Here is a 24,531-nt window from a genome sequence, read left to right as displayed (position 1 = left end):
GTGCACACCCGGCGGAAGCTCGAAATGGTCGGACCGCGGCCTGATAGAGGGTCGGGCGGCGATCCAACCCCCTATTCTGCCAGATCGGGGCGGATGCCGCGAACCGGCGCCGCACGGTCGGCGGAGCCGATCCCGCGACGTGTCAGCGGAGCCCGGCCATCCACGCCTCGATGCCCGCGGCGTCGATCGGGAGCCCGCGCGAGAGCACCTCGCCGCCGTCGGCGGTCACGACGACGTCGTCCTCGAGCCGCACGCCGAGCCCGCGGAGCTCGGGCGGGACCGTCTCGTCGAAGGCGTGGAAGTAGAGCCCGGGTTCGACGGTGAGCGCCATGCCCGGCCGCATCTTCGCGCCCTGGTACGCCGCGTGGCTCGCGGCCGAGCAGTCGTGCACGTCGATGCCGAGGTGGTGGCCGACGCCGCACACGATGTATCGGCGATGCTGCTGCCCCTCTGGCGAGAGCGCCTCGTCCACCGAGACCGGCAGGAGGCCCCAGTCGGCGAGCCCCCGGGCGAGCACCTCCATGCACGCCGTGTGGAAGTCGGCCCAGTCACGACCCGGCCCGACGGCTGCGAGCCCCGCGCGGTGGGAGGCCTCGACGAGGTCGTGCACCTCGCGCTGGGCGGTCGAGAACGAGCCCGACGCGGGCAGCGTGCGGGTGACGTCGGCCGTGTAGCCCGACCGGCGCTCGACGCCGAGGTCGAGCAGCAGCAGCGCCTCGGGGTCGACGTCGCCCTCGGCGCGCACCCAGTGCAGGACGGGCGCGTGGGCGCCGGATCCGACGATCGAGGCGTACCCCGTGCCCGCACCGAAGGTGCGCGCGTACCGGTCGAACGTGCCCTGCAGCCATCGCTCGCCACCGCGGCGCACCGCGGCCGGGATCTCGAACGCGGTGGCCGCGAAGCCGTCGACCGTGGTGTCGACCGCGGCGCGCAGCTCGGCGAGCTCCCAGTCGTCCTTCACCATGCGGAGTTCGGCCAGTACGCGCGCGAGCTCGCCCGACCGCGGGTGAGCGGCGATCGCGGCACCCGGACCCGTCGTCGGAGGCGTGCCGGCGAGGAGGGCGCCGCTCGGCAGGTCGAGCTCCTCGATGCGCCGCGTGCGCACGCCGAGCACGTCGGCGTACTCGGCGAGGCCGGCCATCGGGCCGACCCACAGCTCACCCCGCAGCGGGTCGGCGAAGAAGCCTTCGTCGCCCGGGCGGAAGGGCGACGGCAGGTAGAGCGTCGCATCGTGACCGCCGCCCGCCGGTTCGAGCACGAGCACGGCGTCCTCCACCCCCGCACCGACGAGCCAGAGGAAGTCGCTGTCGGCGCGGAACTCGTGCGCGTTGTCGTTGACGCGCATCGGCGCCCGGCCAGCCGCGATCGCGATCACCCGTCCCCCGGCGGCCGCCGAGAGCCGCTCGCGGTGCCGTGCTGCGGCGGCGGGCGCGCCGGAGGGGATGACGGGCGTGCGGTCGACGTCGGCCCAGCCGCGCTGCATGAACTCGCGGAATCCGGGCGACCCGGCAAGGCGCGGCATCCGCGGATCGGACTCGGGCGCCTGCGGCATCGAGCGCGCGGGCCCGGGCGCCGCGTCGGCCTCCGTGCGATCGACGGGGTTGATCGTGGCGGCGCCTTCGTCGGCGTGCATGTCCGCTCCTTCTGCGCTGCTTCGCGCGCTCGCATCGAGGTGATGTATTACGCATCACATAGTAGGCTTGGTGCATGTCCGATGTCATCGCCGCCATGCGGATCCTCGATGCCGCCGCGCTCCGCGCGCGCATCGACATGCCCCGCGCCGTCCGAGCCCTGCAGGCCGCGCTTCGCGCCGGGTTCGATCCCGACGACGACCCGCCCCGATCGATCGTCGACGTGCGGCACGGGCAGCTCCTGCTCATGCCTGCCGACCTCGGCCGCTACGCGGGCCAGAAGCTCGCGACCGTCGCTCCCTCGAATCCCGCCCGAGGGCTCGAGCGCATCCAGGCGGTCTACGTCGTGCTCGACGCCGAGAGCCTCACCCCCGTCGCGCTCCTCGACGGCACCGAGCTCACGAGCCTGCGCACGCCCGCGATGTCGGCGGCGATGCTCGACCTCGTCGCCGAGCCCGAAGCGACGAGCCTCGTGGTGTTCGGCACCGGTCCGCAGGGCATCCGCCACGTCGAGGCGATGCGCGCGATCCGGCCGATCGAACGCGTGCGCTTCATCGGCCGCGATCGGGCGAAGGCGCTGCGCGCGGTGGCCGAGTGCGCGGCATCCGGGCTCGACATCGCCGTCGGCGACGCCGGCGACGTGGCCGAGGCCGACCTCGTCGTCTGCGCGACGACCGCACGCGAGCCGCTCTTCGACGCCGACCTCGTGCGCGACCGCGCCGCACTCGTCGCCGTCGGCTCGCACGAGCGAGGCGTGCGCGAGCTGCCCGGCGAGCTGCTCGGTCGGGCGCAGGTGATCGTCGAGACCGACCGGGTCGCCCGCACCGAGGCGGGCGACGTCATCATGGCGTTCGACGAGGGGCACCTCTCCCCCGCCGATATCGTGCCGATGGCACGCATCGCGACCGGCGTCGTGGAGGTCGCGCACGACCGGCCCCGCGTCGTCAAGACGTGCGGCATGGGATGGCAGGACCTCGCGGTCGCACAGGCCGCGCTCGACGGAGACGGAGGCGCGTGATGCGGTGGACCACCGAGGACTGGCACACGGCGGGCGAGCCGTTCCGCATCGTCGAGGGCGTCGCGACCGAGGGCGCGACGGTCGCCGAACGACGCGTGCACGCCATGGCCGGCGAACCCGACCGGGTGCGCCGGTTCCTCTGCCTCGAGCCGCGCGGCCACGACGACATGTACGGCGGGTTCGTCACGCCGCCCGACGATGACGGCGCCGACTTCGGCGTGCTGTTCTGGCACAAGGACGGGTTCTCGACCGCATGCGGGCACGGCACGATGGCGCTCGGCGCGTGGGCCGTCGCGACGGGGCGGGTCTCCGCGCCCGACGACGGCGAGGCGATCGTCACCATCGACGTGCCGAGCGGGCGGGTGCAGGCGCGCGTGCAGCGCTCCGCGGGCGTCACCACCGGGGTCGTGTTCCGCAACGTCGCCTCCCGCGTGCTCGCACGAGGCATCCCGCTCACGACGAGCCGCGGCGACGTCGAGGTCGACCTCGTCTTCGGCGGCGCCGTCTACGCGACGCTGCCGGCCGCATCGCTCGGCCTCGAGGTCGCGCCCGCGCACACGACCGAGCTCATCCGCCTCGGCCGCGAGATCAAGTGGGCCCTGAACGACCACCCGGCCGCGCAGCTCGACGACGACCGGCTCTCGGGCGTCTACGGCACGATCCTCGTCGACGACCTGGGCCGCACCGACGAAGGCCCGTGGCAGCGCAACGTCACGGTCTTCGCCGACGGCGAGGTCGACCGCAGCCCGTGCGGTTCGGGCACCGCCTCGCGGGTCGCATTCCTCGCGGAGACGGGTGCGCTCGCCGACGGCGAGACGCTCACGCACGACTCGATCATCGGCACGCGGTTCGTCGCGCGGGTGGCCGCTCGCACCGAGGGCGGGGTCGTCCCCGAGGTCACCGGGCAGGCGTACCGGGTCGGCCGCTGCGAGTTCGAGCTCGACCCCGCCGACCCGCTCGCCGACGGCTGCAGCCTGCGCTGACGCCTTCCCGCACCCATCAGGCGGCGCGAGTCGCTGGAAACAGCCCTTCCTCACGCGTCGAAGGACCGTTTCCAGCGACTCGCACGGGCTCCAGCGGCGGTCGACGTGCAGGCCCGGTCAGTGCGAGCCCGTGAGGCTTCCCCACTCGGCGGACCGGCCCGCCGCGCTGCGGCGCTGCGGCACGCCCCACGGGTTTTCGTCGCGGAGCGGTGCCGGCAGCAGCGCCTGAGGCGCGTTCTGGTAGGCGACGCCGCGGAGGAACCGTGTGATCGCCGCGGTCCCGACGCTCGTCGCGTCGCTCGTCGTCGCCGGGTACGGGCCGCCGTGCTGCATCGCGCTCGTCACCGACACCCCCGTCGGCCATCCGCCGAAGAGCACCCGGCCGCTCGTCTCGGCGAGGGCGTCGACGAGGTCGGCGAGCCCGCCGCCGGAGAGCTCGGCGTCGCTCGCGTGCAGCGTCGAGGTGAGGTTGCCCGGGAACAGCTCGCGCTGCACGTCGGGCAGCTCGCCGGCGTCGTCGTAGCGCACGATGATCGAGAGCGGGCCGAACGACTCCTCGAGCAGCTCGTCGCGGTGCGCGCGCAGGGTGTCGAGGTCGACCTCGACCACCGTCGGCGTCGCGAAGCGCTGCTCGGCGTCGTCGACGCGGACGGCGCCCTCGGCGAGCACGGCGACACCGGGCGCGCCGAGGACGGCACTCCGGCGCTCCTCGAACGCCCGGCCGATGCCGGGGTTCAGCAGCCGATGCTCGGACACCGAGGCGGCGGTGTCGCCGACCGCACCGAGCTCGGCCTCGCGCGGCACGAAGAGGAATCCGGGCTTCGTGCAGAGCTGGCCCGCCGAGCCCGAGACCGACGTGAGGAAGCCCTGCAGCAACTCGGGGTCGCCCGCGACGGCGCCCGCCGTCGCATAGACCGGGTTCACGCTGCCGAGCTCGCCGTAGAACGGGATCGGACGCGGGCGCGACGCCGCGATGTCGGCGAGGAGGCGCCCGACGTGCGTGGACCCGGTGAAGGCACCGGCGCGGATGCGGTCGTCCTTCAGGAGCTCGACGCCGGCCTGCTGCCCCGCCACGACCTGGAAGACGCCGTCGGGCATGCCGGCGGTCGCGAGTGCCTCGGCGACGATCTCGCCCGTGCGGCGGGAGAGCTCGGGGTGACCCGAGTGCGCCTTCACGATGAGCGGGCAGCCGGCCGCGAGGGCTGCGGCCGAGTCGCCGCCGGCCACCGAGAAGGCGAACGGGAAGTTCGATGCGGCGAAGTTCAGCACGGGGCCGACCGGCTCGAGCACGCGCCGCACGTCGGGGCGCGGGCCGATGACGTAGGCGGGATCGGCGTCGTCGATGCGGGCGTCGAGGTAGCCGCCGTCGACGATCACCTCGGCGAAGAGTCGCAGCTGGTTCGTGGTGCGACGCACCTCGCCGGTGAGCCGGGCCTCGGTCAGGCCGGTCTCGCGCATCGCGATGGCGATGAGCTCGGGGCCGGCCGCATCGAGCGCGTCGGCGACCGCGACGAGCGCCGCGGCCCTGGCGCGCGGGTCGGTCTCGGCGAAGGGGCGGGCGGCGCGGGCCGCGCGGGCGGCGACGGCGTCGGTGTCGACGTCGGAAGCGGTGGTCATCAGGAGGTCCTCCAGGTGGTCGGGTTCGTCAGAAGACGAAGCCCTCGGGGAAGGGGTCGTCGTCGTCGAGGAAGTACTGTCCGAGGCCGGTGACCCACGCCCGGCCCGTGATCGTCGGCACCACGGCCGGGACGCCGCCCACCTCGGTCTCGCGGATCAGGCGCCCCGTGAACTCGGTGCCGATGAACGACTCGTTGACGAAATCGGTGTCGAGCGCGAGCTCGCCGCGGGCGAAGAGCTCGGCCATGCGCGCGCTCGTGCCGGTGCCGCACGGCGACCGGTCGAACCACCCCGGGTGGATCGCCATCGCGTGTCGCGAGCGCACGGCGTCTGAGCCGGGCGCGATGAACTCGACGTGGTGCACGTGGTTCGCCCCAGCGATCACGGGATGCTGCGGCGGCGCCTGCGTGTTGATCGCATCCATGATCGCGAGGCCGGCGCGCAGGATGTCGCCCTGCCTGGCGCGATCGAACGGCAGCCCGACCGCGTCGAGATCGACGAGGGCGTAGAAGTTGCCGCCGAAGGCGACCGAGTAGGGCACCTCGCCGTAGCCGGGCACCTCGATCGAGGCATCCAGCCGGTCGACGAAGCTCGGGACGTTCTCGATCGTGACGTGCTTCGCGCGGCCGCCCTCGACCGCGACGCGCGCGATCACGAGTCCCGCGGGCACGTCGAGACGGACCTCGGTGACCGGCTCCGTCACCTCGACCATGCCGGTCTCGACGAGCACGGTCGCGACGCCGATCGTGCCGTGCCCGCACATGGGCAGGAACCCGCTCGCCTCGATGAAGACGACCCCCCAGTCGGCGTCGTCGCGCGCAGGCGGCTGCAGCAGCGCGCCCGACATCGACGCGTGGCCGCGGGGCTCGTTCATGAGCAGGCCCCGCAGCCCGTCGAGGTGCTCCATCGCGTAGAGCCGGCGATCGTTCATGGTCGCGCCGGGGATCCGGCCGACGCCGCCCGTGACGACACGGGTCGGCATGCCCTCGGTGTGGGAGTCGACGGCGGAGAGGACCCGGCGCGCACGCATCAGGCGACCGCCGCCCGCCGCGCCGCGAGCGCCGCGAGCGCCCGCTCGGTGTCGGCGGTGACCTGGGCGCGCTGCTCGGCCGACAGCGGGCCGCGCGGCGGGCGGGTCGGGCCGCCGTACGAGTTGCCGCAGATGTCCATCGACAGCTTGATGGCCTGCACGAACTCGGTGCGCGAGTCCCAGCGGAACACGGCGACGAGCTGCTCGTAGAGCGCCTTCGCCTCGTGCCACTTGCCCTCGGCGCAGAGGTTGTAGAGCTCGACGGCCTCGCGCGGGAAGGCGTTCGGGTAGCCGGCGAACCAGCCGACGGCACCGTTCACCATGAGTTCGAAGAGCACGTCGTCGGCACCGGCGATGACGTCGATGTCGCACTGCTCCTTGATCTCGTAGACGCGGCGCACGTCGCCCGAGAACTCCTTGATGGCGACGACCTCGGGGATCTCGGCGAGCTTCGCGACGAGCGACGGCACGAGGTCGACCTTGGTGTCGAAGGGGTTGTTGTAGGCCATGATCGGCAGGCCGACCTTCGCGACCTCCTGGTAGTGCGCGATGACCTCGCCCTCGTTGGCCCGGTAGATCGTGGGCGGCAGCAGCAGCACGCCGTCGGCGCCGTCCTCCTTCGCGTACTCGGCCCAGAGGCGCGCCTGGTGGCTGCCGACGCCGTGCACGCCGGCGATCACGATGCCGCGCCCGTCGACCGCCTCGACGGCGACCTGGATGACCTTGCGGCGCTCCTCGTCGGTGAGCGACGAGTACTCGCCGAGCGAGCCGTTGGGCCCGACGCCGCGGCAGCCGTTCGCCATGAGGAAGTCGACGTGCTCGGCGAACCTGTCGTAGTCGACGCCCAGCCCGGCGGGCGCCTGCGCGTCCTCCTTGAAGGCGAGCGTGGTGGCGACGACGACGCCGCCCAGGTCCATGTTGTTCGTGGTCATCTGCTTTCCATTCTGATCGTTCTCGCCCCTGAGGGCGACGGGGTTGGTGAAGTCCGCGGGTGATGCCGGAGGTGGTGGTCAGTCGCGCATCGAACGCCGGTTCGTCTCGGGCATCGTGAGCACGACGAGGAGCGCGAGCACCGTGACCGCGACGACGTACCAGGCCGGCGCCACGGTCGAGCCGGTGAGCCCGATGAGCCACGTGGCGATGAGCGGTGCGGTGCCGCCGAAGATCGTGAACGCGAGGTTGTAGCTGATCGAGGCTCCCGTGTACCTCACCCGCGCGGGGAAGAGCTCGACGAAGGCCGCACCCGCCGGGCCGAAGAAGAGCCCGAGCGCGAGACCGAGCAGGCCCTGGCTCACGACCGCGGCGCCGAGCGTGCCGACGCCGACGAGCAGGTACGCGGGCACGGCGACGAGCGCGCCGAAGAGGCCGGCGATCAGCAGCATGCGGCGTCGGCCGATGCGGTCGGAGCAGTACGCCGCGACCGGCACGGTGAAGAAGGTGATGAGCAGGGCGATGCTGTTCGAGATGAGCGCGGCCGACGAGTCGAGGCCGATGGTCACGGTCATGTACGAGTAGAAGTAGCCGGTGAGCGAGTAGTAGCCAAGGCTCGCGACAGCGGCGATGCTGAAGCAGACGACCATGTTGCGCCACTGCTCGCGGAACACCGTGCGGATCGGCGCCGACTCGACCTGGCGGCTCTCGCGCATCTCGAGGAAGGCGGGCGACTCGTCGACGCGGGAGCGGATGTAGAGGCCGACGACGGCGAGGGGCGCGCCGAGCAGGAACGGCACGCGCCAGCCCCAGGTCTCGTACGCCTCGGGCGAGAGCACGGTCGTGAGCGCGAGCACCAGCAGGGCGGCGATGACGGGCGGCAGGTTCGACCACGTGTACACGAGGCCGACGTTGAGCCCGCGGCGCGCGGTCGGCGAGTGCTCGGCGACGAACGAGTTCGAGCCGATCGTCTCGCCTGCGGCGGAGAGGCCCTGCACCATGCGCAGCAGGATGAGCAGCACGGGCGCGGCGACCCCGATGACGGCGTAGGTCGGCAGCAGGCCGATGAGCGTCGTGGAGACGCCCATGACGAGGATGACGCCGGCGAGCACGCGCTTGCGGCCGAACCGGTCGCCGAGGTGGCCGAGCAGGAACGCGCCGATCGGGCGGGCGACGAAGCCGACCGCGTAGATCGCGAAGACGGCCATGAGGGCCGCAGCCGGGTCGGAGTCGGGGAAGAAGAGCGACGCGATCACCGGAGCCGCGTACGCGTAGACCGCGAAGTCGAACCACTCGACGAAATGCCCGATGGCCGAGGAGCGCATGACCTTGCGGACGCGGCGCGCCTCGTCGTCGCCGGGCGGGGCGATGCGTTCTCCGGTTGCGGTGGCGGTCATTGGCGGCTCCCTTGTCGCGATACGTGCTATGTAATATATCACACACTACTCCTGGGGAACGGGTGGCTGCCGAGCGCATCGTCGATGCCTCAGCCGGCGTCGGCCGACGCGGCGGGTGCTTCGTCGGCGCAGGCGGCGAGCTCGCCGATCCGCACCGACGAGAGGACCGGTCGCCGGTCGAGGCCGAGCGGCCGGCCGAGCAGGGCCTCGACGCTGCGTCCGCAGGTCCGCCCCTGGCAGGCGCCGAGTCCCGCGCGCGTGGCGAGGCGGATTCCTCGGCTCGAACCCGCCGCCCCGGCCGCCGCGGTCAAGCGGGCGACGGTGACCGACTCGCACCGGCACATGATCGTCTCGTCGTCGAGCCAGGCGCTCCACCCCGGTGCGATGTCGTGCGTCGCGAGGCGCGCGGCGAACGCGTGCATGCGCCGGCGCGCCGCGAGCGGCCCTCGCATCCTCGCGTCGGCCGGGTCTCCCCCGGCGGCGGCGAAGCCCGCGACGGCGCCTTCGGCGAGTGCGGCGTCGGCGCCCCCGATGCCGGTGACCTCGCCGGCCGCGAAGACCCCCGCGACGCTCGTGCCCTGACGTGCGTCGACCACGACGAACCGGTCGGGCGAGATCGCGCAGCCGGCCTGGATCGCGGCCTCGAGCCGCGGCGTGAACCCGTGCCCGAGCGCGACCGCGTCGCACTCGACGTGGCGTTCCGTGCCGGCGATCGGGCGCCAACGGGCGTCGACGCGCTGGATCGTGACTCCCTCGACGGCGCGCTCGCCGTGGATCCGGGTCACGGCCTGCCCGATCCGGTAGGGCGTGCGGTGGCGTGCGAGCGAGAGCGCGTACTCCCCCAGTTCCCCCGCCTTGCCCGCGACCCCGGCGAACTGCCACGGGGCCCGACCCCAACCGCGTGCGATCGCACGGGCGCCGGCCGCCTCGACGACCTCGACGACCTCGCCGCCGACCTGCGCGAGGCTCGCCGCGACCGGCAGCAGGAACGGGCCAGCACCTGCGACCACCGTGCGCCCGCCGAGCGCGACCCCGTCGCGTTTGGCCAGCGCCTGGGCGGCACCGGCGGTCGTGACGCCGGGCAGGGTCCAGCCCGGAACCGGGAGGGCACGGTCGTGCGCGCCCGTCGCGATCACGAGGGCATCGGCGTCGATCACGAGCGGTTCGCGATCGACGGCGTCCACCGGGCCGTGCAGCGCGTGCACGCGCACCCCGTGCTCGGTGTCGACGCGCCAGACGCTCGTCGAGGCGTGCACCGTCGCCCGCTCGAGCGCGCCGCGCAACCGCTCGAACCTCGCCCACTGATGCTGGAGGCGACGATCGGTGAGCGTGTCGTGGTGGCGCCAGAACTGCCCGCCGACCCGCTCGCCCTCGTCGATCACGACGACGTCGGCCCCGTGGGCGAGCGCGGCCTGCGCGGCGGCGAGGCCGGCCGGCCCCGCCCCGAGGATGACGACCCGTCGCTTCATCGCACCTCCCGCTCGATCGCATCGCCGTCGCACGCCGTGCGCTGGCAGGCGCGCACGCTCCCGACCCCGTTCACGGTCACGACGCAGTCCTGGCAGACGCCGATGCCGCAGAACACGCCGCGCTCCTCCCCGTCAGCGGTGCGCCAGCTCCGGCGCCCGGAGGCGAGCAGCACCCCGGCGATCGTCTGGCCCTCGCGCCCGAGGACCTCGTCGCCGTCGAAGCTGATGCGGATGGTCATGCGGCCTCCTCTCGCAGTGCGGCCCTCGTGGGCAGGAACGGCGCCGGGTCGATCGGCGCGGGCACGCCGAGGACGGCGTGCGCGACGAGGTCGCCGGTCGTCGGCGCGAGCCCGATGCCCGCGCCCTCGTGGCCGGCCGCGTGGAAGAGCCCGGCGACCTCGCCGTCGGCGCCGATCGCCGGCAGGTGGTCGGGGGCGTACGGGCGGAAGCCGTGGTAGCTGCGCAGCAGCATCGTGTCGGCGAGGAACGGGAACAGCCGAGCCGCCTTCGCCGCGATCTCGGCGAGCGCCGGCAGCGTGTTCGACTCCGAGAACCCGACGCGTTCGCGGCTCGAGCCGATCAGCACGGTGCCCGCCGGGGTCGACTCGACGACGGTCGAGGTCTGCAGGGCAGCATCCCCGGAGCCGACCGCGCCGACGTAGTCGGCGTCGTACACCTTGTGGAAGACGCGCTGCGGCATCGGCACCGTCACGAGGATGAGGCCGCGGCGCGGCCGGATGTCGAGCCGGGCGCCGAAGCGTGCCGCGACCTCGCCCGCCCACGGCCCCGCGCAGTTCACGACGGCGTCGCCCTCGATCGGGCCTTCCGGCGTCTCGACGCCGATGGCCCGGCCCGCGCGCACCCGGGCTCCGGTCGCCTCCGTCACGCGGACGGTCGCCCCGAGGCGCACGGCCCGGGCGAGCATCGCCTGCGTCGCGAGGCTCGGCTGCACCTGCGCGTCGTCGGGGTAGTGGATGCCTCGCACGACCTCCGGCGACAGGTGGGGCTCGAGTGCGCGCAGCGCCGAGGCATCCACCTCGTTCGCCGTGATGCCGATGCCGCGCTGGGACGCGGCGAACGCGCCGAGCGCTGCCTCGCCGCCTGGGAATGCGACGACGACGCCGCCCTTCGCCTCGAACTCGGTCGCCGGCTGTCCCGGGCCGCGGTCGGCGTCGAGCCGCTCGGCGAGTGCACGCCAGGCGCGATTCGCGACGATCGCGAGCTCGGCCTCGGCGCCCGGACCCTTGTCGGAGACGAGGATGTTGCCCTCGCACCGGCTCGAGGTCTCCCCCGCGACGCCGGCCCGATCGACGACGACCACCTCGGCACCCGCCTCGGCGAGCGCGAGTGCACTGGCCGCGCCGATCGCCCCGGCGCCGATCACGATGACGCGCACCGCGCCACCCCTTTCCCTGTCGTTTCGATGCAGCGTGCGCTCACGCGCCGAGGTACGCCTCGACCACGCGCGGATCGGCGGCGAGCTCGGCGGCGGGACCCGACAGGGTCACCGCACCGGTCTCGACGACGTACGCGCGATGCGCGATCTTGAGGGCCGCACGGGCGTTCTGCTCGACGAGCAGCACCGTCGTGCCCTGGGCGTTCACCTGCTGGATGATCTCCATCACCTGCTTCACGATGAGCGGTGCGAGCCCCATGGAGGGCTCGTCGAGCAGCAGCAGCTTCGGCCCGCCGATGAGCGCCCGGCCGATCGCGACCATCTGCTGCTCGCCGCCCGAGAGCGTTCCGCCCTGCTGCCTGCGCCGCTCGGCGAGGCGCGGCATGAGGCCGTACACCTCGTCGAGCCTGGTCTGGATCGCCCGTTTGTCGCGCACGGTGTAGCCGCCGAGCAGCAGGTTCTCGTGCACGGTCATCGTCGAGAAGATGCGCCGCCCCTCAGGCACGTGGAGGAGCCCCGCCGAGACGATGTTCCACGGCTTCGCGGTCGTCAGGTCGAGGCCGTTCCAGCGCACCTCTCCCGACTTGGGCCGTACGAGGCCGGAGAGCATGTTCATCGTCGTCGACTTGCCCGCGCCGTTGTTGCCGAGCAGGCACACGATCTCGCCCTCCTCGACCGCGAAGCTCAGCCCTCGCAGGGCATGCACCCGGCCGTAGTAGACGTCGGCCTCGTTCACCTCGAGCACGCTCACGATCGGCCTCCGTCCGCACGGGCGGTGCTCGTGGCGCCGCCCTCATCCTCGTCGACGCCGAGGTAGGCCTCGATGACGACCGGGTCGTTCTTGATCTCCTCGGGTGTGCCGTCGGCGATCTCCTTGCCGTAGTTCAGCACGACGATGCGCTCGGCGAGCTCCATGACGAGGCCCATGTCGTGCTCGATCAGGACGACCGCCACCCCCATGTCTCGGATCTTGCGGATCAGCTCCATGAGCGACTGCTTCTCGTTGAAGTTGAGGCCCGCGGCGGGCTCGTCGAGCAGCAGCAGCTTCGGGCTCGTCGCGAGCGCGCGGGCGATCTCGACCCGACGCTGCTCGCCGTAGGGCAGCTGCGTCACGTAGAGGTTCTCGTCCTCGGCGAAGCCGACGAAGTCGAGCCAGCCGCGCGCCTCGCGGGCGCACGCCTCCTCCGCCCTGCGGTATCCGGGCGTGTGCAGCAGCGTCGACCAGAACCCCTCGCGCAGGTTCGCGTGCATCGCCGTCTTCACGTTGTCGAGCACGCTGAGCTCCCGGAAGAGCCGCAGGTTCTGGAACGTGCGGGCCATGCCCCACTTCGTGACCCTCGACGGGAGCACCCGGTAGAAGCCGAAGCTCTGGAGCAGATGGGTGAGGCCGAGCCGCCGCCAGAACCCCGGCACCTCGCGAACGATGCGATTGCCGTCGAACTCGACCGAGCCCGACGTCGGCAGGTAGAACGCGGAGATGCAGTTGAACGCGCTCGTCTTGCCGGCGCCGTTCGGGCCGATCACCGCGAGGATCTCACCGGTCCGGACCTCGAAGCTGAGGCCGTCGACGGCCTTCACGCCGCCGAACTGCAGTCGCAGGTCGCGGACCTCCAGGAGCGCGCTCACGGCTGCCTCCCCTCCTCGGCGTCGGTCGCCGGCAGGCCGTCGACCGACTCCATCACGCTCGGCGGCACGGTCGGCTCGCCGTGGTCGACCGCCGACACGGCGGAGGTGAAGGGCGGCGGCTGCGGCTTCTGCCGCTTCAGCCACGGCAGCACCGCGGTCGCCGGCCAGAGCCCGGCCGGTCGGAACAGCATCACGACGACGAGCAGCACGCCGAAGATCAGGAACCGCCACTCGGCGAAGTCGCGCAGGAGCTCGGGGGCGAGCGAGACGAACAGCGCGCCGATGATGACGCCGGGCGTCGAACCCATTCCGCCGAGCACGACCGCCATGAGGATGAGGGCCGAGTACAGGAACTGGAAGCTGTTCGGGCTGATCGCCGACAGGTGCGTCGCCATGAGCTGTCCGGCCATGCCGGCCCACACGGCGCCGATGATGTACGCCGAGATCTTCGCGATGTAGGTGTTGATGCCCATCGCCTCGGCGGCGTCCTCGTCGTCGCGTACGGCCTTCCAGGCGCGGCCCATCTTGCCCTTGCCGAGGCGGCCCGCCCCGATCACGCCGACGACCACGACGACGAGCGCGACGAAGTAGTAGAACACCACGTAGCCGGGGAACTCGATGCCGCCGATCGAGAAGCCGTCGTCGAAGCTCCAGCCGCCGAACTCCCACGACGGGATGCCGTGGATGCCGCTCGGGCCGCCCGTGATGTCGAGGTTGTTCGCCGTGATCCGGATGATCTCGCCGAAGCCGAGCGTCACGATCGCGAGGTAGTCGCTGCGCAGGCGCAGCGTGGGGGCGCCGATGATGATTCCCGCGATGATGCACGCGCAGATCGTGGCGATGAGCGAGAGCCACATCGGGAAGCCGAGCACCGTCGTGAAGATGCCCGAGACGTAGGCGCCCACGGCGAAGAAGGCGATGTACCCGAGGTCGAGCAGTCCCGCGAAGCCCACGACCACGTTGAGGCCCATGCAGAGCATGACGTAGATGAGGGCGCTCGTCGCGATCGACATCGTGTACCGCGATGCGTCCATGAACGGGAGCACGAGGAGCAGCACGACGGCGAGGCCGCCGAGCGCCCGGAGGACGCCGGTCTGCGAGGTGAACACGCCGCGCGGGGCGCGCGGACGATCGAAGAGCGGCGACGGCGCGCGCAGCGGCGCGTGCTTGAGCGCCTGGTCGAGTCGGCCGGCCATGTCACATCCTCTCGACGACGCGGGCGCCGAGGAGCCCGGTGGGTTTGAAGGTGAGGAACAGGATGAGGAACGCGAACGAGAACACGTCGCGCCACTCGCCGCCGAACCACGCGGCGCCGAACGATTCGAGGAGGCCGAGCAGCAGCCCGCCGAGCATGGCGCCGTAGAGGTTGCCGATGCCGCCGATGACCGCGGCGGTGAACGCCTTGAGCCCGATGATGAAGCCCATCAGGAAGTCGATCGAGCCGTAGTACGCACCCGCCATGACGCCGGCCGCGCCCGCGAGGGCGGAGCCGATGAAGAAGACGGTCGCGATGACCCGGTTGACGTTGACCCCCATGAGCTGGGCGCCCTGGGGGTCGAGGGCGATCGCACGCATCGCTCGGCCCTGGCTCGTGCGCTCGACGATGTGCGCGAGCACGAGCATGAGCACGGCCGCGATGACGACGAGCACGAGCTGCGAGGCCGTGATGCGCATGCCGAGCACGTCGAACCCGGTCGAGGCGAGCCGGATCGGGAACGCCTCGGGGTTGGGCCCGAACAGCTGGCGCACGCCGTACTCGAGCGTGAACGACACGCCGATCGCGGTGATGAGCACGGCGAGCCGCGGGCTGTTGCGGAGCGGCCGGTAGGCGATCCGCTCGATGCCGACGCCGATGAGGCCCGTCGTCACCATCGAGAGCAGCATGATGACGAGCAGCAGCGGGATCGAGGTCTCGTTCGAGATGCCGAACGCCGAGAGGGTGAAGAACCCGACGAAGGCGCCGAGCATGTAGATGTCGCCGTGCGCGAAGTTCAGCAGCTTGATGATCCCGTAGACCATGCTGTAGCCGAGCGCGACGAGTGCGTAGAACGAGCCGACGATGAGCCCGTTCCAGATGAGTTGCATCACGACAGCGGTGTCCTTTCCGCCGGGGGCCTGGGGGTTCGAGGCGGGGCGGGGGCTCGCGCCCCCGCCCCGGCGGCTCAACCCTGCAGGTCGTCCTTCAGCACGAAGGCACCGGTGGCCGGGTCGATCGCGACGATCACGAAGCCGCCGCCCGAGAGGGTGTGGTCGTCGGTGAAGGTCAGGGGGCCGGCGAAGGTGTCGAAGTCCTCGAGCCCCTCGAGGCCTGCGACGACCTCGTCGAAGTCGGTCGACCCGGCGTCCTCCATGGCCTGCGCGATGACGCGGACGGCGTCGTACGACTGCGTCGAGTACGGACCGGGGGCCGCACCCGCGAGCTCCGTGTAGTCGGCGATCCAGTCGTCGGCACCCTCGATCATGTCGGGCGTCTGGGTGAAGGTCCCCACGACGTTGTCGGTGTAGCCGTCGCCCGCGATCTCGGCGAACTTGGCGTCGACCGAGCCGTCGCCGACGAGGAACACGCCGTCGAAGCCGGCGTCCTTCGCCTGGCGGGCGATCAGGCCGCCCTCCTGGTAGTAGCCGGTCCAGTAGACGAGGGCGGGCTGCTCGTTGGCGAGCTGCGTGGCGACCGCCGAGTAGTCGTTCTCGCCCGGCGTGATGGTCGCCTCGAACGCGACGCCGAGGCCGGCGTCGGTCGCCTGCTCGACGAAGGATGCCGCGAGGTCGGCGGAGTATGCGGTCGCGTCGTCGATCGCGGCGACCGAGGAGGCGCCGATCTTCTCCGAGTAGGCGACGGCGGCCTGAGCCTGCTGGGTGCCGGTGCCGTTGATGAGGAAGACGCCGGGGAGCTGCTGCTCGACGAGCTCGTTCGAGTTCGCCGCGGGGATGACCATGGGGATGCCCGCCTCGTCGAAGATCGGCAGCGTGGGCAGCGTCGCGCCCGAGCAGTAGCCGCCGACCGAGGCGGCGATGCCGTCGGTGACGAGCTTGTTCGCACCGGCGACGGCGGTGGTCGCGTCGCAGGCGTCGTCTTCGACGACGAGCTCGAGGTCGCGGCCGAGCACGCCTCCGTCGGCGTTGAGCTCGTCCACGGCGAGCTGGGCGCCGTTCTGCATGTACTCGCCGAAGGCCGACTCGCTGCCCGAGAACGGCGCCAGCATGCCGAGCTTGATCGGGCCGTCGTCGGAGCCGCCGTCATCGCCCCCGCCACCAAGGCCGCCGGAGCAACCGGCGGTGGCGATCACGAGGCTCGCCGCGGCGGCGAACTGCAGGAGGCGCGTACGGCGCCGTGGAGCGTGGGACATGGGGACTCTCCTCTGTCTGCGTCATTGCATGACCTCCGGCTCGCGTCGCTGGTGCCACGCCGCCGTGCGGTACGTGACATATTACTCATGATCGACCATCGCGCAAACCACGACGCCGAACGGCCTCCCGGCAGCCTCGCCGACCGCGAGGCATCCCACGGCCCGGCAATCGGTCGTCGCGCAGTGCGACTACTCGTCGCGTCCGCTCCAGAGCCCCGCGACATGCCCGATGTGGCGGCGCATGAGCTGCTCGGCCGCCTCGCCGTCGCCGTCGACGAGCAGCCGCACGAGCTCGGCGTGCTCGAGCGACGACGCCGCGAGCGCGTCGGTCTCGGCGAGGTCCACGAGCCCGACGAGACGAGTCTGCTGCCGCAGCTCGCGCACGAGGCGCACGAGGTGCCGGTTGCCCGTGAGCTCGAGCAGCGTCAGGTGGAACGTGGTGTCGGCCTCGAGGTAGTCCTCGAAGCGCCCCTCGCGCCCGGCGCTCACGATCTCGTCGGCGAGCGCCAGGAGTTCGCCGACCGTGCCGGCGGGCACCTTGCCGGCGATCGCGCGCATGGGCGGGGCCTCGAGCAGCACCCGCACCTCGCGGAGCTCGCGAAGCTCGTCGTCGGAGACCTCGGTCACCCGGAAGCCGCGATTGCGGATGGGACTCAGGAAACCCCGCCGTGCGAGGTTCAGCATCGCCTCGCGCACGGGCGTGGCGCTCACGCCGAACTCGTTCGCGAGGGTCGGTACCGTGAGCACCGTGCCGGGCGCGAACTCGCCCGCGACGATGCGCGACGACAGGGTGCGCTCGACCTGCTCGCGAAGGCTCTGCACCTCGAGCAGCCGGATCGGCTCCGGACTCATCGCGCACCGCGCACGTGATACATCATGTGCCACATCGTATGCCAATCGACGCCTCGTGCCACCGAACCGAGCGCCCTCGGCGATCGGCGCGTCACGCGGCGTCGCACCCCGCCCCGACCGTCTCGGCCGTGTCATGATTGCCGCACGGGGCGGGTCGGGCGACCCGCCCGAGGAGGGCCGTCCATGTCGATCGAGTTCGCCCGGTCGCCGCGCTCGACCGTCGGTCTCGAGTGGGAGATCGCGATCGTCGATCGCAGCACGGGCGAGCTCGCCTCTGTCGGCGATCGCGTGCTCGCCATGCTCGACGCGATCAGCCCCGGCGGGCAGCACCCGTTCATCACCTCGGAGCTGCTGACGAACACGGTCGAGCTCGTCTCGAGCGTGCACGCGACGGTGGCCGCCGCGGTCGCCGACCTCGAGCACCAGCTCGCCGAGGTGCGGACCGTCGTCGAGCAGCTCGGCGACTACGAGCTCATCTGCGCCGGATCGCACCCGTACAGCCAGTGGTACGACCAGCATCTCACCGACAAGCCGCGCTACCACAAGCTCATCGAGCGCACCCGGTGGTGGGGTCGCAACATGATGATCTGGGGCGTGCACGTGCACGTCGGCGTCGAGGATCGCGACAAGGCGCTGCCCCTGCTCGACGGCCTGCTCACCTACCTGCCGCACCTGCAGGCGCTCAGCGCCTCGAGCCCGTACTGGGCCGGGGTCGAGACCGGCTACGCGTCGAACCGGGCGCTCATGTTCCAGCAGCTGCCGACCGCGGGGCTCCCCTACCGGCTCGACGACTGGGCCGCGTACGAGCGCTTCGTCGACGACCTGCAGCGCACGGGCGTCATCGAGGACCACAGCGAGGTCCGCTGGGACATCCGGCCGTCGCCGCGCTGGGGCACGATCGAGGTGCGCGTGTGCGACGGCGTCTCGACCGCCCGCGAGCTCGGCGCGATCGGCGCCCTCGTGCAGTGCCTCGTCGAATGGATGTCGACCCGGCTCGACCACGGCGAGCCGCTCGAGGTGCTGCAGCCCTGGTACACCCGGGAGAACAAGTGGCGGGCCGCCCGCTACGGGCTCGAGGCCGTGGTCATCGCGGATGCCTCGGGCTCGGAGCGCCCCGTCTCCGCCGATCTCGTCGAACTCGTCGAGACCCTCGCCCCCGTCGCAGCGCGCCTCGGCTGCGCGAACGAACTCGCGGAGGTCGCGCACATGGTCGCGGCGGGGGCCAGCGCGCAGCGGCAGGTGCACGTCGCCGAGGCATCCGGGGGCGACCTGCGAGCCGTCGTCGCCCACCTCACACGGGAGCTGCGCGAGGGCATGGACGGCCGCTGACGCCCGTGCGGGCGCCGGTCGGCGCCTGCCGGCCGCGCAGCCGGCGCTGGGCGGCGCCTACCGGCCGCCGAGCAGCTTCTGCATCGCAGCGAGGTCCTGCTCGCTCGGCCCGTCGGGCTTCGCGCCGCCCAGCCCGAAGCCCGAACCCGCGGGCGCGCCCTGGCCGGCGGGCGTGACGCCCTGTGCGATCGCCGCGTTCTCGGCGGCGCGCTTCGCGGGGTTGCCCGAACGCGAGCCGCCCGACTTCTTCTTGTTCTTGGCCGCCTGCCGCTTGCCGCCGCCGTAACCGCCGGCACCCGGGATCGGCCCCATGCCGGGAATCTGCGGCACACCGCCGCGCGCGACGGTCTTCATCATCTTCGCGGCCTGTTCGAACCGCTGCACGAGCTGGTTCACGTCCGTCACGGTCATGCCGGAGCCCTTCGCGATGCGCAGGCGTCGCGAGCCGTTCAGGAGCTTCGTGTTCTGCCGCTCGGCCGGGGTCATCGACTGGATGATCGCCTCGGTGCGCACGATCTCGCGCTCGTCGAAGTTCTCGAGCTGCTGCTTCATGCCGCCCGCGCCCGGCAGCATGCCGAGCATCTTCTTGATCGAGCCGGCGCCGCGCAGCTGCTGCATCTGCGCGAGGAAGTCCTCGAGGGTGAACTGCTCCTTCGCGAGCTTCTCGGCGACCTTCATCGCCTCCTCCTCGTCGAAGGCCTGCTGGGCCTGCTCGATGAGGGTGAGGATGTCGCCGAGGTCGAGGATGCGGCTCGCCATGCGGTCGGGGTGGAACGGCTCGAAGTCGTCGAGCCCCTCGCCCGTCGACGCGAAGATGATCGGGCGCCCGGTGATCGACGCGACCGAGAGCGCGGCACCGCCGCGCGCGTCGCCGTCGAGCTTCGAGAGCACGACGCCCGTGAAGTCGACGCCCTCCTGGAAGGCCTTGGCGGTCGCGACCGCGTCTTGGCCGATCATCGCGTCGATGACGAAGAGCACCTCGTCGGGATCGGTCGCCTTGCGGATGTTCGACGCCTGCTTCATCATCTCGGCGTCGACGCCGAGACGGCCGGCGGTGTCGATGATGACGACGTCGTGGAGGGCGCGACGCGCCTCGGCGACACCGTCTCTCGCGACCTTCACCGGGTCGCCGACGCCGTTGCCCGGCTCGGGTGCGTACACCGGCACGCCCGCCTGCGACCCGACGACCTGGAGCTGGTTCACGGCGTTCGGGCGCTGCAGGTCGCTCGCGACGAGCAGCGGCGTGTGCCCCTCCTTCGCGAGGTGCTTCGCGAGCTTTCCCGCGAGGGTCGTCTTTCCGGCGCCCTGGAGGCCCGCGAGCATGATCACGGTCGGCGGGGTCTTCGCGAACTGCAGGCGGCGCTGCTGGCCGCCGAGGATCGCCACGAGCTCTTCGTTGACGATCTGCACGACCTGCTGGGCCGGGTTGAGCGCCTTGTTGACCTCGTCGCCGAGCGCGCGCTCGCGCACGTGCGCGGTGAACTGCTTGACCACGTCGAGCGAGACGTCGGCGTCCAGCAGCGCGCGACGGATCTCGCGAACGGTGCCGTCGACGTCCGACGCGGACAGCTTGCCCTTGGTGCGGAGGTTCTTGAAGGTCTCGGCGAGGCGGTCAGACAGGTTTCCGAAGGTAGCCATGGTGCCTTCGATTCTAAGCGAGTCCGGATGCCTCCCCGCTGCGCGGGCCGACGCGGCTCCTCCGGCCGGGCGTTCGGCCCTCGAGCGGGGCGCTCAGCCCTCGAAGCGGACGTCGACGATCTCGCGCTCGAGGTCGATCGCGGCGATGAGTCGCTCGTCGGTGTCGTCGGGCGCGAGGGCGTACTCGAACTCGGCGAACGCGTCGCCGGGTTCGTCGGCGTCGGGCCGCAGGTCGACGCGCACGAGGCTGAGCGAACGCAGCGCGTCGACCTGGCGGTCGCCCGACTCGCGGCCGATCGCCGCCTCGATCTCGTCAGCCTGCTCGAGCTCTGGGTCGAGCATCGTGTCGAGGAATCGCACGATCGGCGAGGAGCGGGTGTCGAGCTGGCTGACGAACGCCTGCCGCAGCTCGTCGTCGACGAGCTCGAGCTCGCCGACGATCGCCGACGCGACGTCGAGCGCCGCCGTCGACACCAGGTCGGCGTCGGCGTCGAGGACGACTTCGACGCGCTGGTCGGCGTACTCGAACGTCTCCGACCAGTAGTCGCCGACGAGTCCGAAGTAGTCGTGTTCGATCGACATGGGGCTCTCCTCCCGAGTCCTTGCGCTATCCGACGAGCTTCTGGGCGAAGACGTGCGGCGTGAAGCCGGTGAGGTCGCCGATGCCCTCGCCCTGCCCGATGAGCTTGATCGGCAGGCCGGTCTTCTCCTGCACGGCGAGCACGAAGCCGCCCTTCGCCGATCCGTCGAGCTTCGTGAGCACGAGCCCCGTCACTCCCCCGTGCTCGATGAACGCCTCGGCCTGGGCGAGACCGTTCTGCCCGGTCGTCGCATCGAGCACGAGCAGCACCTCGCTGATGGGGGCCTGCTTCTCGACGACGCGCTTGATCTTGCCGAGCTCGTCCATGAGCCCGCCCTTCGTGTGCAGCCGGCCGGCCGTGTCGATGATGACGATCTCGGTGCCGTCCTGCTTGGCCTTGTCGACGGTCTGGAACGCGACCGAGGCCGGGTCCTGGCCCTCGCGTTCGGGCCGCACGATGCCGACGCCCGCGCGATCGGCCCAGGTGGCGAGCTGATCGACCGCTGCGGCGCGGAACGTGTCGGCGGCGCCGACCACGACGGAGCGGTCGTACGTGCGCAGGAAGCGTGCGAACTTGCCGATCGTCGTGGTCTTGCCGACGCCGTTGACGCCGACCACGAGCACGACCGCAGGGCGCTCGGTGAGTTTCAGCGTCGGGTCGTACTTCGCCAGCCGCTCTTCGACGATCTCGCGCAGCATCCGCTGCACGTCCTTCGGGTCGGTCGTCTTGAACCGCTCGACCTGCGCCCTGATCTGGTCGACGATCTCCTCGGTGACCGCGGGACCGAAGTCGGCGGTGATGAGCGCCGCCTCGAGGTCGTCCCACGTGTCCTCGTCGATCGTCTTCGCCCCGAAGATGCCACGCAGGGCGTTGCCGAGCGACCATGAAGCGCGTTCTGCCATGGCTCCAGCCTACGGGGGCGGATGCCTCGGCGACTGCCGTGCCCCGGAGCGCGGGGGCGTGAGCCGCTACCCGGCGGGCCGGGACCGCGCAAGGGGTTGCCACGACGGACGGGCCACGGGAGTCTCGGGGCATCGGAAGGATGCAGATGACCTCGGTGGGATTCCATGCCTCGCACGAGCAGCTGCCGCCCGGGCGGTTGCTCGACGCCGTCAAGCGCGCCGAGGAGGCCGGCTTCGGGGCGGCGATGTGCAGCGATCACCTCGAGCCGTGGAGCGTCCGACAGGGGCAGTCCGGGTACGCCTGGAGCTGGCTCGGCGCGGCGCTCGAGGCCACGCGCTTCTCCATCGGCGTCGTGACGGCTCCCGGACAGCGGTACCACCCGGCCGTCGCGGCCCAGAAGATCGCCACCCTCGCCGAGATGTACCCGGGTCGATTCTGGGCGGCGCTCGGCAGCGGCGAGGCGCTCAACGAGCACGTCACCGGCGACCCGTGGCCGGCGAAGGACGATCGCGACGCGCGGCTCGTCGAAGCCGTCGACGTCATGCGGCGCCTGCTCGCCGGCGAGGAGGTGACCGCGAACGGGCGGATCCGCGTCGATCGCGCGCGGGTGTGGAGCCTGCCCGTGGTGCCGGCGCCGCTCCTCGCCGCCGCGGTGAGCGCCGACACCGCGCGCGCGGCCGCCGGCTGGGCCGAGGGCGTGATCACGGTCGACCAGCCGCGGGACGCGCTCCGCGAGTTCATCGACGCCTATCGGGGCGCGGGCGGTCGCGGGCCGGTCGGCGTGCAGGTGCACCTGAGCTGGGCTCGCACCGACGGGGAGGCGCTGGCGATCGCCCACGACCAGTGGCGGCAGGGGCTCGTGCCGGCGCACCTCTCGTGGGAGCTCGATCGGCCCGAGGACTTCGACGCCCGCACCGCCGACGCGACGCCCGAGGAGGTCGCCGCCACGCTGCTCGTCTCGGCCGACCCGGCGCGCCACCTCGCGCACCTGGCGCGCATCGCCGAGCTCGGCGTCGACCGGATCTACCTGCACCACGTCGGCACGGAGCAGGAGGCGTTCATCGACACCTTCGGCGAGCGCGTCGTTCCCGACCTCGAGGCGGTCTCAGCATGAGGATCACGGATCGCAGCGACCTCTGGTGGAAGACCGCGGTCGTCTACTGCCTCGACGTCGAGACCTTCATGGACTGGAACGACGACGGGTTCGGCGACTTCGAGGGGCTCGCCCACCGACTCGACCACCTCGCCGAGCTCGGCGTGACCTGCATCTGGCTCATGCCGTTCCAACCGACCCCCGACCGCGACGACGGGTACGACATCACCGACTTCCTCGGCGTCGACCCGCGGCTGGGCTCGCTCGGCGACGTCGCCGAGTTCACGCGCACCGCCCGCGACCGGGGCATGCGCGTGATCGTCGATCTCGTGATGAACCACACGTCGGCGAGGCATCCCTGGTTCAGGTCGGCCAGGCGGAGCCGGAGGTCGCCGTACCGCGACTGGTACGTCTGGCAGGACGACCCGCCGAAGACGCCGAACGCGGTCTTCCCGGGCGAGGAGGACTCGATCTGGGAGTTCGACGAGCGCGCCGGCCAGTACTTCCTGCACAGCTTCTACCGTCACCAGCCCGACCTGAACATCGCGAACCCCGCGGTGCGCGACGAGATCGCCAAGACCGTCGGCTTCTGGCTCGAGCTCGGCGTCTCCGGCTTCCGGGTCGACGCGGTGCCGTTCCTCATCGAGCCGCCAGACGGCGTCGACGTCGGCGACCCGCACGAGTTCCTCCGCGATCTCCGGCGATTCCTGCAGCGGCGCTCGAGCGAGGCGGTCCTGCTCGGCGAGGTCAATCTGCCCTACTCCGAGCAGCTCGAGTACTTCGGGCGGGTCGGCGACGCGGCCGAGCTCACGATGCAGTTCGACTTCCTCGGCATGCAGGCCCTCTACCTCTCGCTGGCCCGAGAGGACGCCCGCCCGCTCGCGGCATCGCTCGCGAAGCGGCCGAGCATCGAGCCCGAGGCGCAGTGGGCGAACTTCGTGCGGAACCACGACGAGCTCACCCTCGACAAGCTCTCGGACGCCGAGCGCGACGAGGTCTTCGAGGCGTTCGCGCCCGAGGAGTGGATGCGCGTCTACGGTCGGGGGATCGTCCGACGCCTCCCGCCGATGCTCGACGGGGACCCGCGCCGGATCAGGCTCGTCTACAGCCTGCTCTTCTCGTTGCCCGGAACACCCGTGCTGTTCTACGGCGAGGAGATCGGCATGGGCGAGAACGGCGCGCAGAAGGGCCGGCAGGCCGTGCGCACCCCCATGCAGTGGACCGACGAGCGCAACGGCGGATTCTCGCGGGCGACGCCCTCACGGCTCGCCGCGGCACCTCCGGCCGACGGCTACGCGCCGGAGCACGTGAACGTCGAGGCGCAGATGCACGACCCCGACTCGCTGCTCGCCTTCATCAAGCAGCTCGCGACCAGGTACCGGAGCTCCCCCGAGATCGGCTGGGGCGTGCTCGACGTGCTGTCGACGGGTCTCGACGAGGTGCTCGCGCACCGCATCACGGCCGATGTCGGCCGCTTCGTCGCCGTCCACAACTTCGCCCCGACGCCGACGGTCGTGCCGCTCGAGCTCGGCAGGGTCGCGCCCGACGCCGTGCTGAGCGACCTGTTCGCGCCCGACACCTACCCGCTCGACGAGCGCGGGCGAATCGAGGTCCACCTCGACGCGTACGGCTATCGCTGGTTCCGCATCGTGGAGCCCGACGACCGCCGGCTCACGTGAGCGGCCCCATCG

At 71.9% G+C, this 24,531-nt stretch carries 22 protein-coding genes; 5 read left to right on the top strand and 17 right to left on the bottom strand.

Annotated features, from left to right (window positions below):
- Nucleotides 1–142: 142 nt before the first annotated feature.
- Nucleotides 143–1,633, bottom strand: a complete 1,491-nt coding sequence (locus tag ACFWGP_RS17785) for an aminopeptidase P family protein (RefSeq protein WP_376931493.1) — start codon at nucleotides 1,631–1,633, stop codon at nucleotides 143–145.
- Nucleotides 1,634–1,707: 74 nt separating this feature from the next.
- Between ACFWGP_RS17785 and ACFWGP_RS17780 the strand changes: the two genes are divergently transcribed.
- Both ACFWGP_RS17780 and ACFWGP_RS17775 read left to right on the top strand, forming a co-directional pair.
- Nucleotides 1,708–2,649 (top strand): ornithine cyclodeaminase family protein, encoded by a 942-nt coding sequence (locus ACFWGP_RS17780; RefSeq protein WP_376931492.1) that lies wholly within the window; start codon nucleotides 1,708–1,710, stop codon nucleotides 2,647–2,649.
- Complete coding sequence (locus ACFWGP_RS17775; RefSeq protein WP_376931491.1) at nucleotides 2,649–3,632, top strand: proline racemase family protein; 984 nt, start codon at nucleotides 2,649–2,651, stop codon at nucleotides 3,630–3,632. Before ACFWGP_RS17780 ends, ACFWGP_RS17775 begins: the two co-directional genes overlap by 1 nt.
- Before the next feature lie 117 nt (nucleotides 3,633–3,749).
- On the opposite strand, the gene ACFWGP_RS17770 is transcribed toward ACFWGP_RS17775, so the two are convergent.
- The 13 genes from ACFWGP_RS17770 to ACFWGP_RS17710 form a co-directional block, all read right to left on the bottom strand.
- Nucleotides 3,750–5,249: an aldehyde dehydrogenase (NADP(+)) gene (locus ACFWGP_RS17770; RefSeq protein WP_231430747.1), complete on the bottom strand. Its 1,500-nt coding sequence runs from the start codon at nucleotides 5,247–5,249 to the stop codon at nucleotides 3,750–3,752.
- 28 nt (nucleotides 5,250–5,277) lie between these two features.
- Nucleotides 5,278–6,279 (bottom strand): proline racemase family protein, encoded by a 1,002-nt coding sequence (locus tag ACFWGP_RS17765; protein ID WP_231430746.1) that lies wholly within the window; start codon nucleotides 6,277–6,279, stop codon nucleotides 5,278–5,280.
- Nucleotides 6,279–7,211 (bottom strand): dihydrodipicolinate synthase family protein, encoded by a 933-nt coding sequence (locus ACFWGP_RS17760; RefSeq protein ID WP_376931490.1) that lies wholly within the window; start codon nucleotides 7,209–7,211, stop codon nucleotides 6,279–6,281. The genes ACFWGP_RS17765 and ACFWGP_RS17760 overlap by 1 nt, the downstream gene beginning before the upstream one ends.
- A gap of 78 nt (nucleotides 7,212–7,289) precedes the next feature.
- Nucleotides 7,290–8,606, bottom strand: a complete 1,317-nt coding sequence (locus tag ACFWGP_RS17755) for an MFS transporter (RefSeq protein ID WP_231430744.1) — start codon at nucleotides 8,604–8,606, stop codon at nucleotides 7,290–7,292.
- Between the two features lie 89 nt (nucleotides 8,607–8,695).
- Complete coding sequence (locus tag ACFWGP_RS17750) at nucleotides 8,696–10,075, bottom strand: FAD-dependent oxidoreductase (RefSeq protein WP_275506843.1); 1,380 nt, start codon at nucleotides 10,073–10,075, stop codon at nucleotides 8,696–8,698.
- A complete protein-coding gene (locus ACFWGP_RS17745) occupies nucleotides 10,072–10,314 on the bottom strand; it encodes a (2Fe-2S)-binding protein (protein ID WP_231430742.1) in 243 nt (80 codons plus the stop codon). The genes ACFWGP_RS17750 and ACFWGP_RS17745 overlap by 4 nt, the downstream gene beginning before the upstream one ends.
- Nucleotides 10,311–11,471, bottom strand: a complete 1,161-nt coding sequence (locus ACFWGP_RS17740; RefSeq protein ID WP_275506842.1) for an FAD-binding oxidoreductase — start codon at nucleotides 11,469–11,471, stop codon at nucleotides 10,311–10,313. The genes ACFWGP_RS17745 and ACFWGP_RS17740 overlap by 4 nt, the downstream gene beginning before the upstream one ends.
- A gap of 40 nt (nucleotides 11,472–11,511) precedes the next feature.
- A complete protein-coding gene (locus tag ACFWGP_RS17735) occupies nucleotides 11,512–12,222 on the bottom strand; it encodes an ABC transporter ATP-binding protein (protein ID WP_275506841.1) in 711 nt (236 codons plus the stop codon).
- On the bottom strand, nucleotides 12,219–13,097 hold the full coding sequence (locus ACFWGP_RS17730; protein WP_231430740.1) for an ABC transporter ATP-binding protein: 879 nt from the start codon (nucleotides 13,095–13,097) through the stop codon (nucleotides 12,219–12,221). The genes ACFWGP_RS17735 and ACFWGP_RS17730 overlap by 4 nt, the downstream gene beginning before the upstream one ends.
- The gene (locus ACFWGP_RS17725; protein WP_376931489.1) at nucleotides 13,094–14,293 is read right to left on the bottom strand and encodes a branched-chain amino acid ABC transporter permease; all 1,200 of its coding nucleotides are present in this window, start codon (nucleotides 14,291–14,293) and stop codon (nucleotides 13,094–13,096) included. The genes ACFWGP_RS17730 and ACFWGP_RS17725 overlap by 4 nt, the downstream gene beginning before the upstream one ends.
- A gap of 1 nt (nucleotide 14,294) precedes the next feature.
- Nucleotides 14,295–15,182: a branched-chain amino acid ABC transporter permease gene (locus ACFWGP_RS17720; protein ID WP_231432314.1), complete on the bottom strand. Its 888-nt coding sequence runs from the start codon at nucleotides 15,180–15,182 to the stop codon at nucleotides 14,295–14,297.
- Nucleotides 15,183–15,259: 77 nt separating this feature from the next.
- Nucleotides 15,260–16,444 carry a branched-chain amino acid ABC transporter substrate-binding protein gene (locus tag ACFWGP_RS17715; protein ID WP_376931488.1) on the bottom strand — a complete coding sequence of 395 codons (1,185 nt, stop codon included), beginning with the start codon at nucleotides 16,442–16,444 and terminating at the stop codon, nucleotides 15,260–15,262.
- Nucleotides 16,445–16,633: 189 nt separating this feature from the next.
- Nucleotides 16,634–17,296 carry a GntR family transcriptional regulator gene (locus tag ACFWGP_RS17710; RefSeq protein WP_376931487.1) on the bottom strand — a complete coding sequence of 221 codons (663 nt, stop codon included), beginning with the start codon at nucleotides 17,294–17,296 and terminating at the stop codon, nucleotides 16,634–16,636.
- A 183-nt stretch (nucleotides 17,297–17,479) separates the two neighbouring features.
- Between ACFWGP_RS17710 and ACFWGP_RS17705 the strand changes: the two genes are divergently transcribed.
- Nucleotides 17,480–18,625: a glutamate--cysteine ligase gene (locus ACFWGP_RS17705; RefSeq protein ID WP_376931486.1), complete on the top strand. Its 1,146-nt coding sequence runs from the start codon at nucleotides 17,480–17,482 to the stop codon at nucleotides 18,623–18,625.
- Between the two features lie 57 nt (nucleotides 18,626–18,682).
- Here the strand turns inward: ACFWGP_RS17705 and ffh are convergent, their stop codons facing one another.
- The 3 genes from ffh to ftsY form a co-directional block, all read right to left on the bottom strand.
- On the bottom strand, nucleotides 18,683–20,263 hold the full coding sequence (gene ffh / locus ACFWGP_RS17700; protein WP_231430735.1) for a signal recognition particle protein: 1,581 nt from the start codon (nucleotides 20,261–20,263) through the stop codon (nucleotides 18,683–18,685).
- Between the two features lie 93 nt (nucleotides 20,264–20,356).
- Complete coding sequence (locus ACFWGP_RS17695) at nucleotides 20,357–20,845, bottom strand: DUF2004 domain-containing protein (protein WP_231430734.1); 489 nt, start codon at nucleotides 20,843–20,845, stop codon at nucleotides 20,357–20,359.
- Between the two features lie 25 nt (nucleotides 20,846–20,870).
- A complete protein-coding gene (gene ftsY, locus ACFWGP_RS17690) occupies nucleotides 20,871–21,746 on the bottom strand; it encodes a signal recognition particle-docking protein FtsY (protein ID WP_231430733.1) in 876 nt (291 codons plus the stop codon).
- Nucleotides 21,747–21,892: 146 nt separating this feature from the next.
- Between ftsY and ACFWGP_RS17685 the strand changes: the two genes are divergently transcribed.
- Together ACFWGP_RS17685 and ACFWGP_RS17680 are read left to right on the top strand one after the other, a co-directional pair.
- Entirely contained in the window at nucleotides 21,893–22,861 is a 969-nt protein-coding gene (locus ACFWGP_RS17685) for a TIGR03885 family FMN-dependent LLM class oxidoreductase (RefSeq protein ID WP_231430732.1), read from the top strand.
- A complete protein-coding gene (locus ACFWGP_RS17680; protein ID WP_376931485.1) occupies nucleotides 22,858–24,519 on the top strand; it encodes an alpha-amylase family protein in 1,662 nt (553 codons plus the stop codon). The genes ACFWGP_RS17685 and ACFWGP_RS17680 overlap by 4 nt, the downstream gene beginning before the upstream one ends.
- Nucleotides 24,520–24,531: the final 12 nt, after the last annotated feature.

It is taken from the genome of Agromyces sp. NPDC127015 (assembly GCF_042725165.1).
GTDB lineage: Bacteria > Actinomycetota > Actinomycetes > Actinomycetales > Microbacteriaceae > Agromyces > Agromyces chromiiresistens.
This window is presented reverse-complemented; position numbering and strand designations above follow the sequence as displayed.

What these genes read in the sequence shown, in the direction of transcription:
- ACFWGP_RS17695 (WP_231430734.1), bottom strand. Translation starts at nt 20,845, where the DNA reads ATGTCGATCGAACACGACTACTTCGGACTCGTCGGCGACTACTGGTCG.
- ACFWGP_RS17685 (WP_231430732.1), top strand. Translation starts at nt 21,893, where the DNA reads ATGACCTCGGTGGGATTCCATGCCTCGCACGAGCAGCTGCCGCCCGGG.
- ACFWGP_RS17750 (WP_275506843.1), bottom strand. Translation starts at nt 10,075, where the DNA reads ATGAAGCGACGGGTCGTCATCCTCGGGGCGGGGCCGGCCGGCCTCGCC.
- ACFWGP_RS17705 (WP_376931486.1), top strand. Translation starts at nt 17,480, where the DNA reads ATGTCGATCGAGTTCGCCCGGTCGCCGCGCTCGACCGTCGGTCTCGAG.
- ACFWGP_RS17710 (WP_376931487.1), bottom strand. Translation starts at nt 17,296, where the DNA reads ATGAGTCCGGAGCCGATCCGGCTGCTCGAGGTGCAGAGCCTTCGCGAG.
- ACFWGP_RS17745 (WP_231430742.1), bottom strand. Translation starts at nt 10,314, where the DNA reads ATGACCATCCGCATCAGCTTCGACGGCGACGAGGTCCTCGGGCGCGAG.
- ACFWGP_RS17715 (WP_376931488.1), bottom strand. Translation starts at nt 16,444, where the DNA reads ATGTCCCACGCTCCACGGCGCCGTACGCGCCTCCTGCAGTTCGCCGCC.
- ACFWGP_RS17785 (WP_376931493.1), bottom strand. Translation starts at nt 1,633, where the DNA reads ATGCACGCCGACGAAGGCGCCGCCACGATCAACCCCGTCGATCGCACG.
- ACFWGP_RS17765 (WP_231430746.1), bottom strand. Translation starts at nt 6,279, where the DNA reads ATGCGTGCGCGCCGGGTCCTCTCCGCCGTCGACTCCCACACCGAGGGC.
- ACFWGP_RS17770 (WP_231430747.1), bottom strand. Translation starts at nt 5,249, where the DNA reads ATGACCACCGCTTCCGACGTCGACACCGACGCCGTCGCCGCCCGCGCG.
- ACFWGP_RS17760 (WP_376931490.1), bottom strand. Translation starts at nt 7,211, where the DNA reads ATGACCACGAACAACATGGACCTGGGCGGCGTCGTCGTCGCCACCACG.
- ACFWGP_RS17755 (WP_231430744.1), bottom strand. Translation starts at nt 8,606, where the DNA reads ATGACCGCCACCGCAACCGGAGAACGCATCGCCCCGCCCGGCGACGAC.
- ACFWGP_RS17775 (WP_376931491.1), top strand. Translation starts at nt 2,649, where the DNA reads ATGCGGTGGACCACCGAGGACTGGCACACGGCGGGCGAGCCGTTCCGC.
- ffh (WP_231430735.1), bottom strand. Translation starts at nt 20,263, where the DNA reads ATGGCTACCTTCGGAAACCTGTCTGACCGCCTCGCCGAGACCTTCAAG.
- ACFWGP_RS17680 (WP_376931485.1), top strand. Translation starts at nt 22,858, where the DNA reads ATGAGGATCACGGATCGCAGCGACCTCTGGTGGAAGACCGCGGTCGTC.
- ftsY (WP_231430733.1), bottom strand. Translation starts at nt 21,746, where the DNA reads ATGGCAGAACGCGCTTCATGGTCGCTCGGCAACGCCCTGCGTGGCATC.
- ACFWGP_RS17720 (WP_231432314.1), bottom strand. Translation starts at nt 15,182, where the DNA reads ATGCAACTCATCTGGAACGGGCTCATCGTCGGCTCGTTCTACGCACTC.
- ACFWGP_RS17780 (WP_376931492.1), top strand. Translation starts at nt 1,708, where the DNA reads ATGTCCGATGTCATCGCCGCCATGCGGATCCTCGATGCCGCCGCGCTC.
- ACFWGP_RS17725 (WP_376931489.1), bottom strand. Translation starts at nt 14,293, where the DNA reads ATGGCCGGCCGACTCGACCAGGCGCTCAAGCACGCGCCGCTGCGCGCG.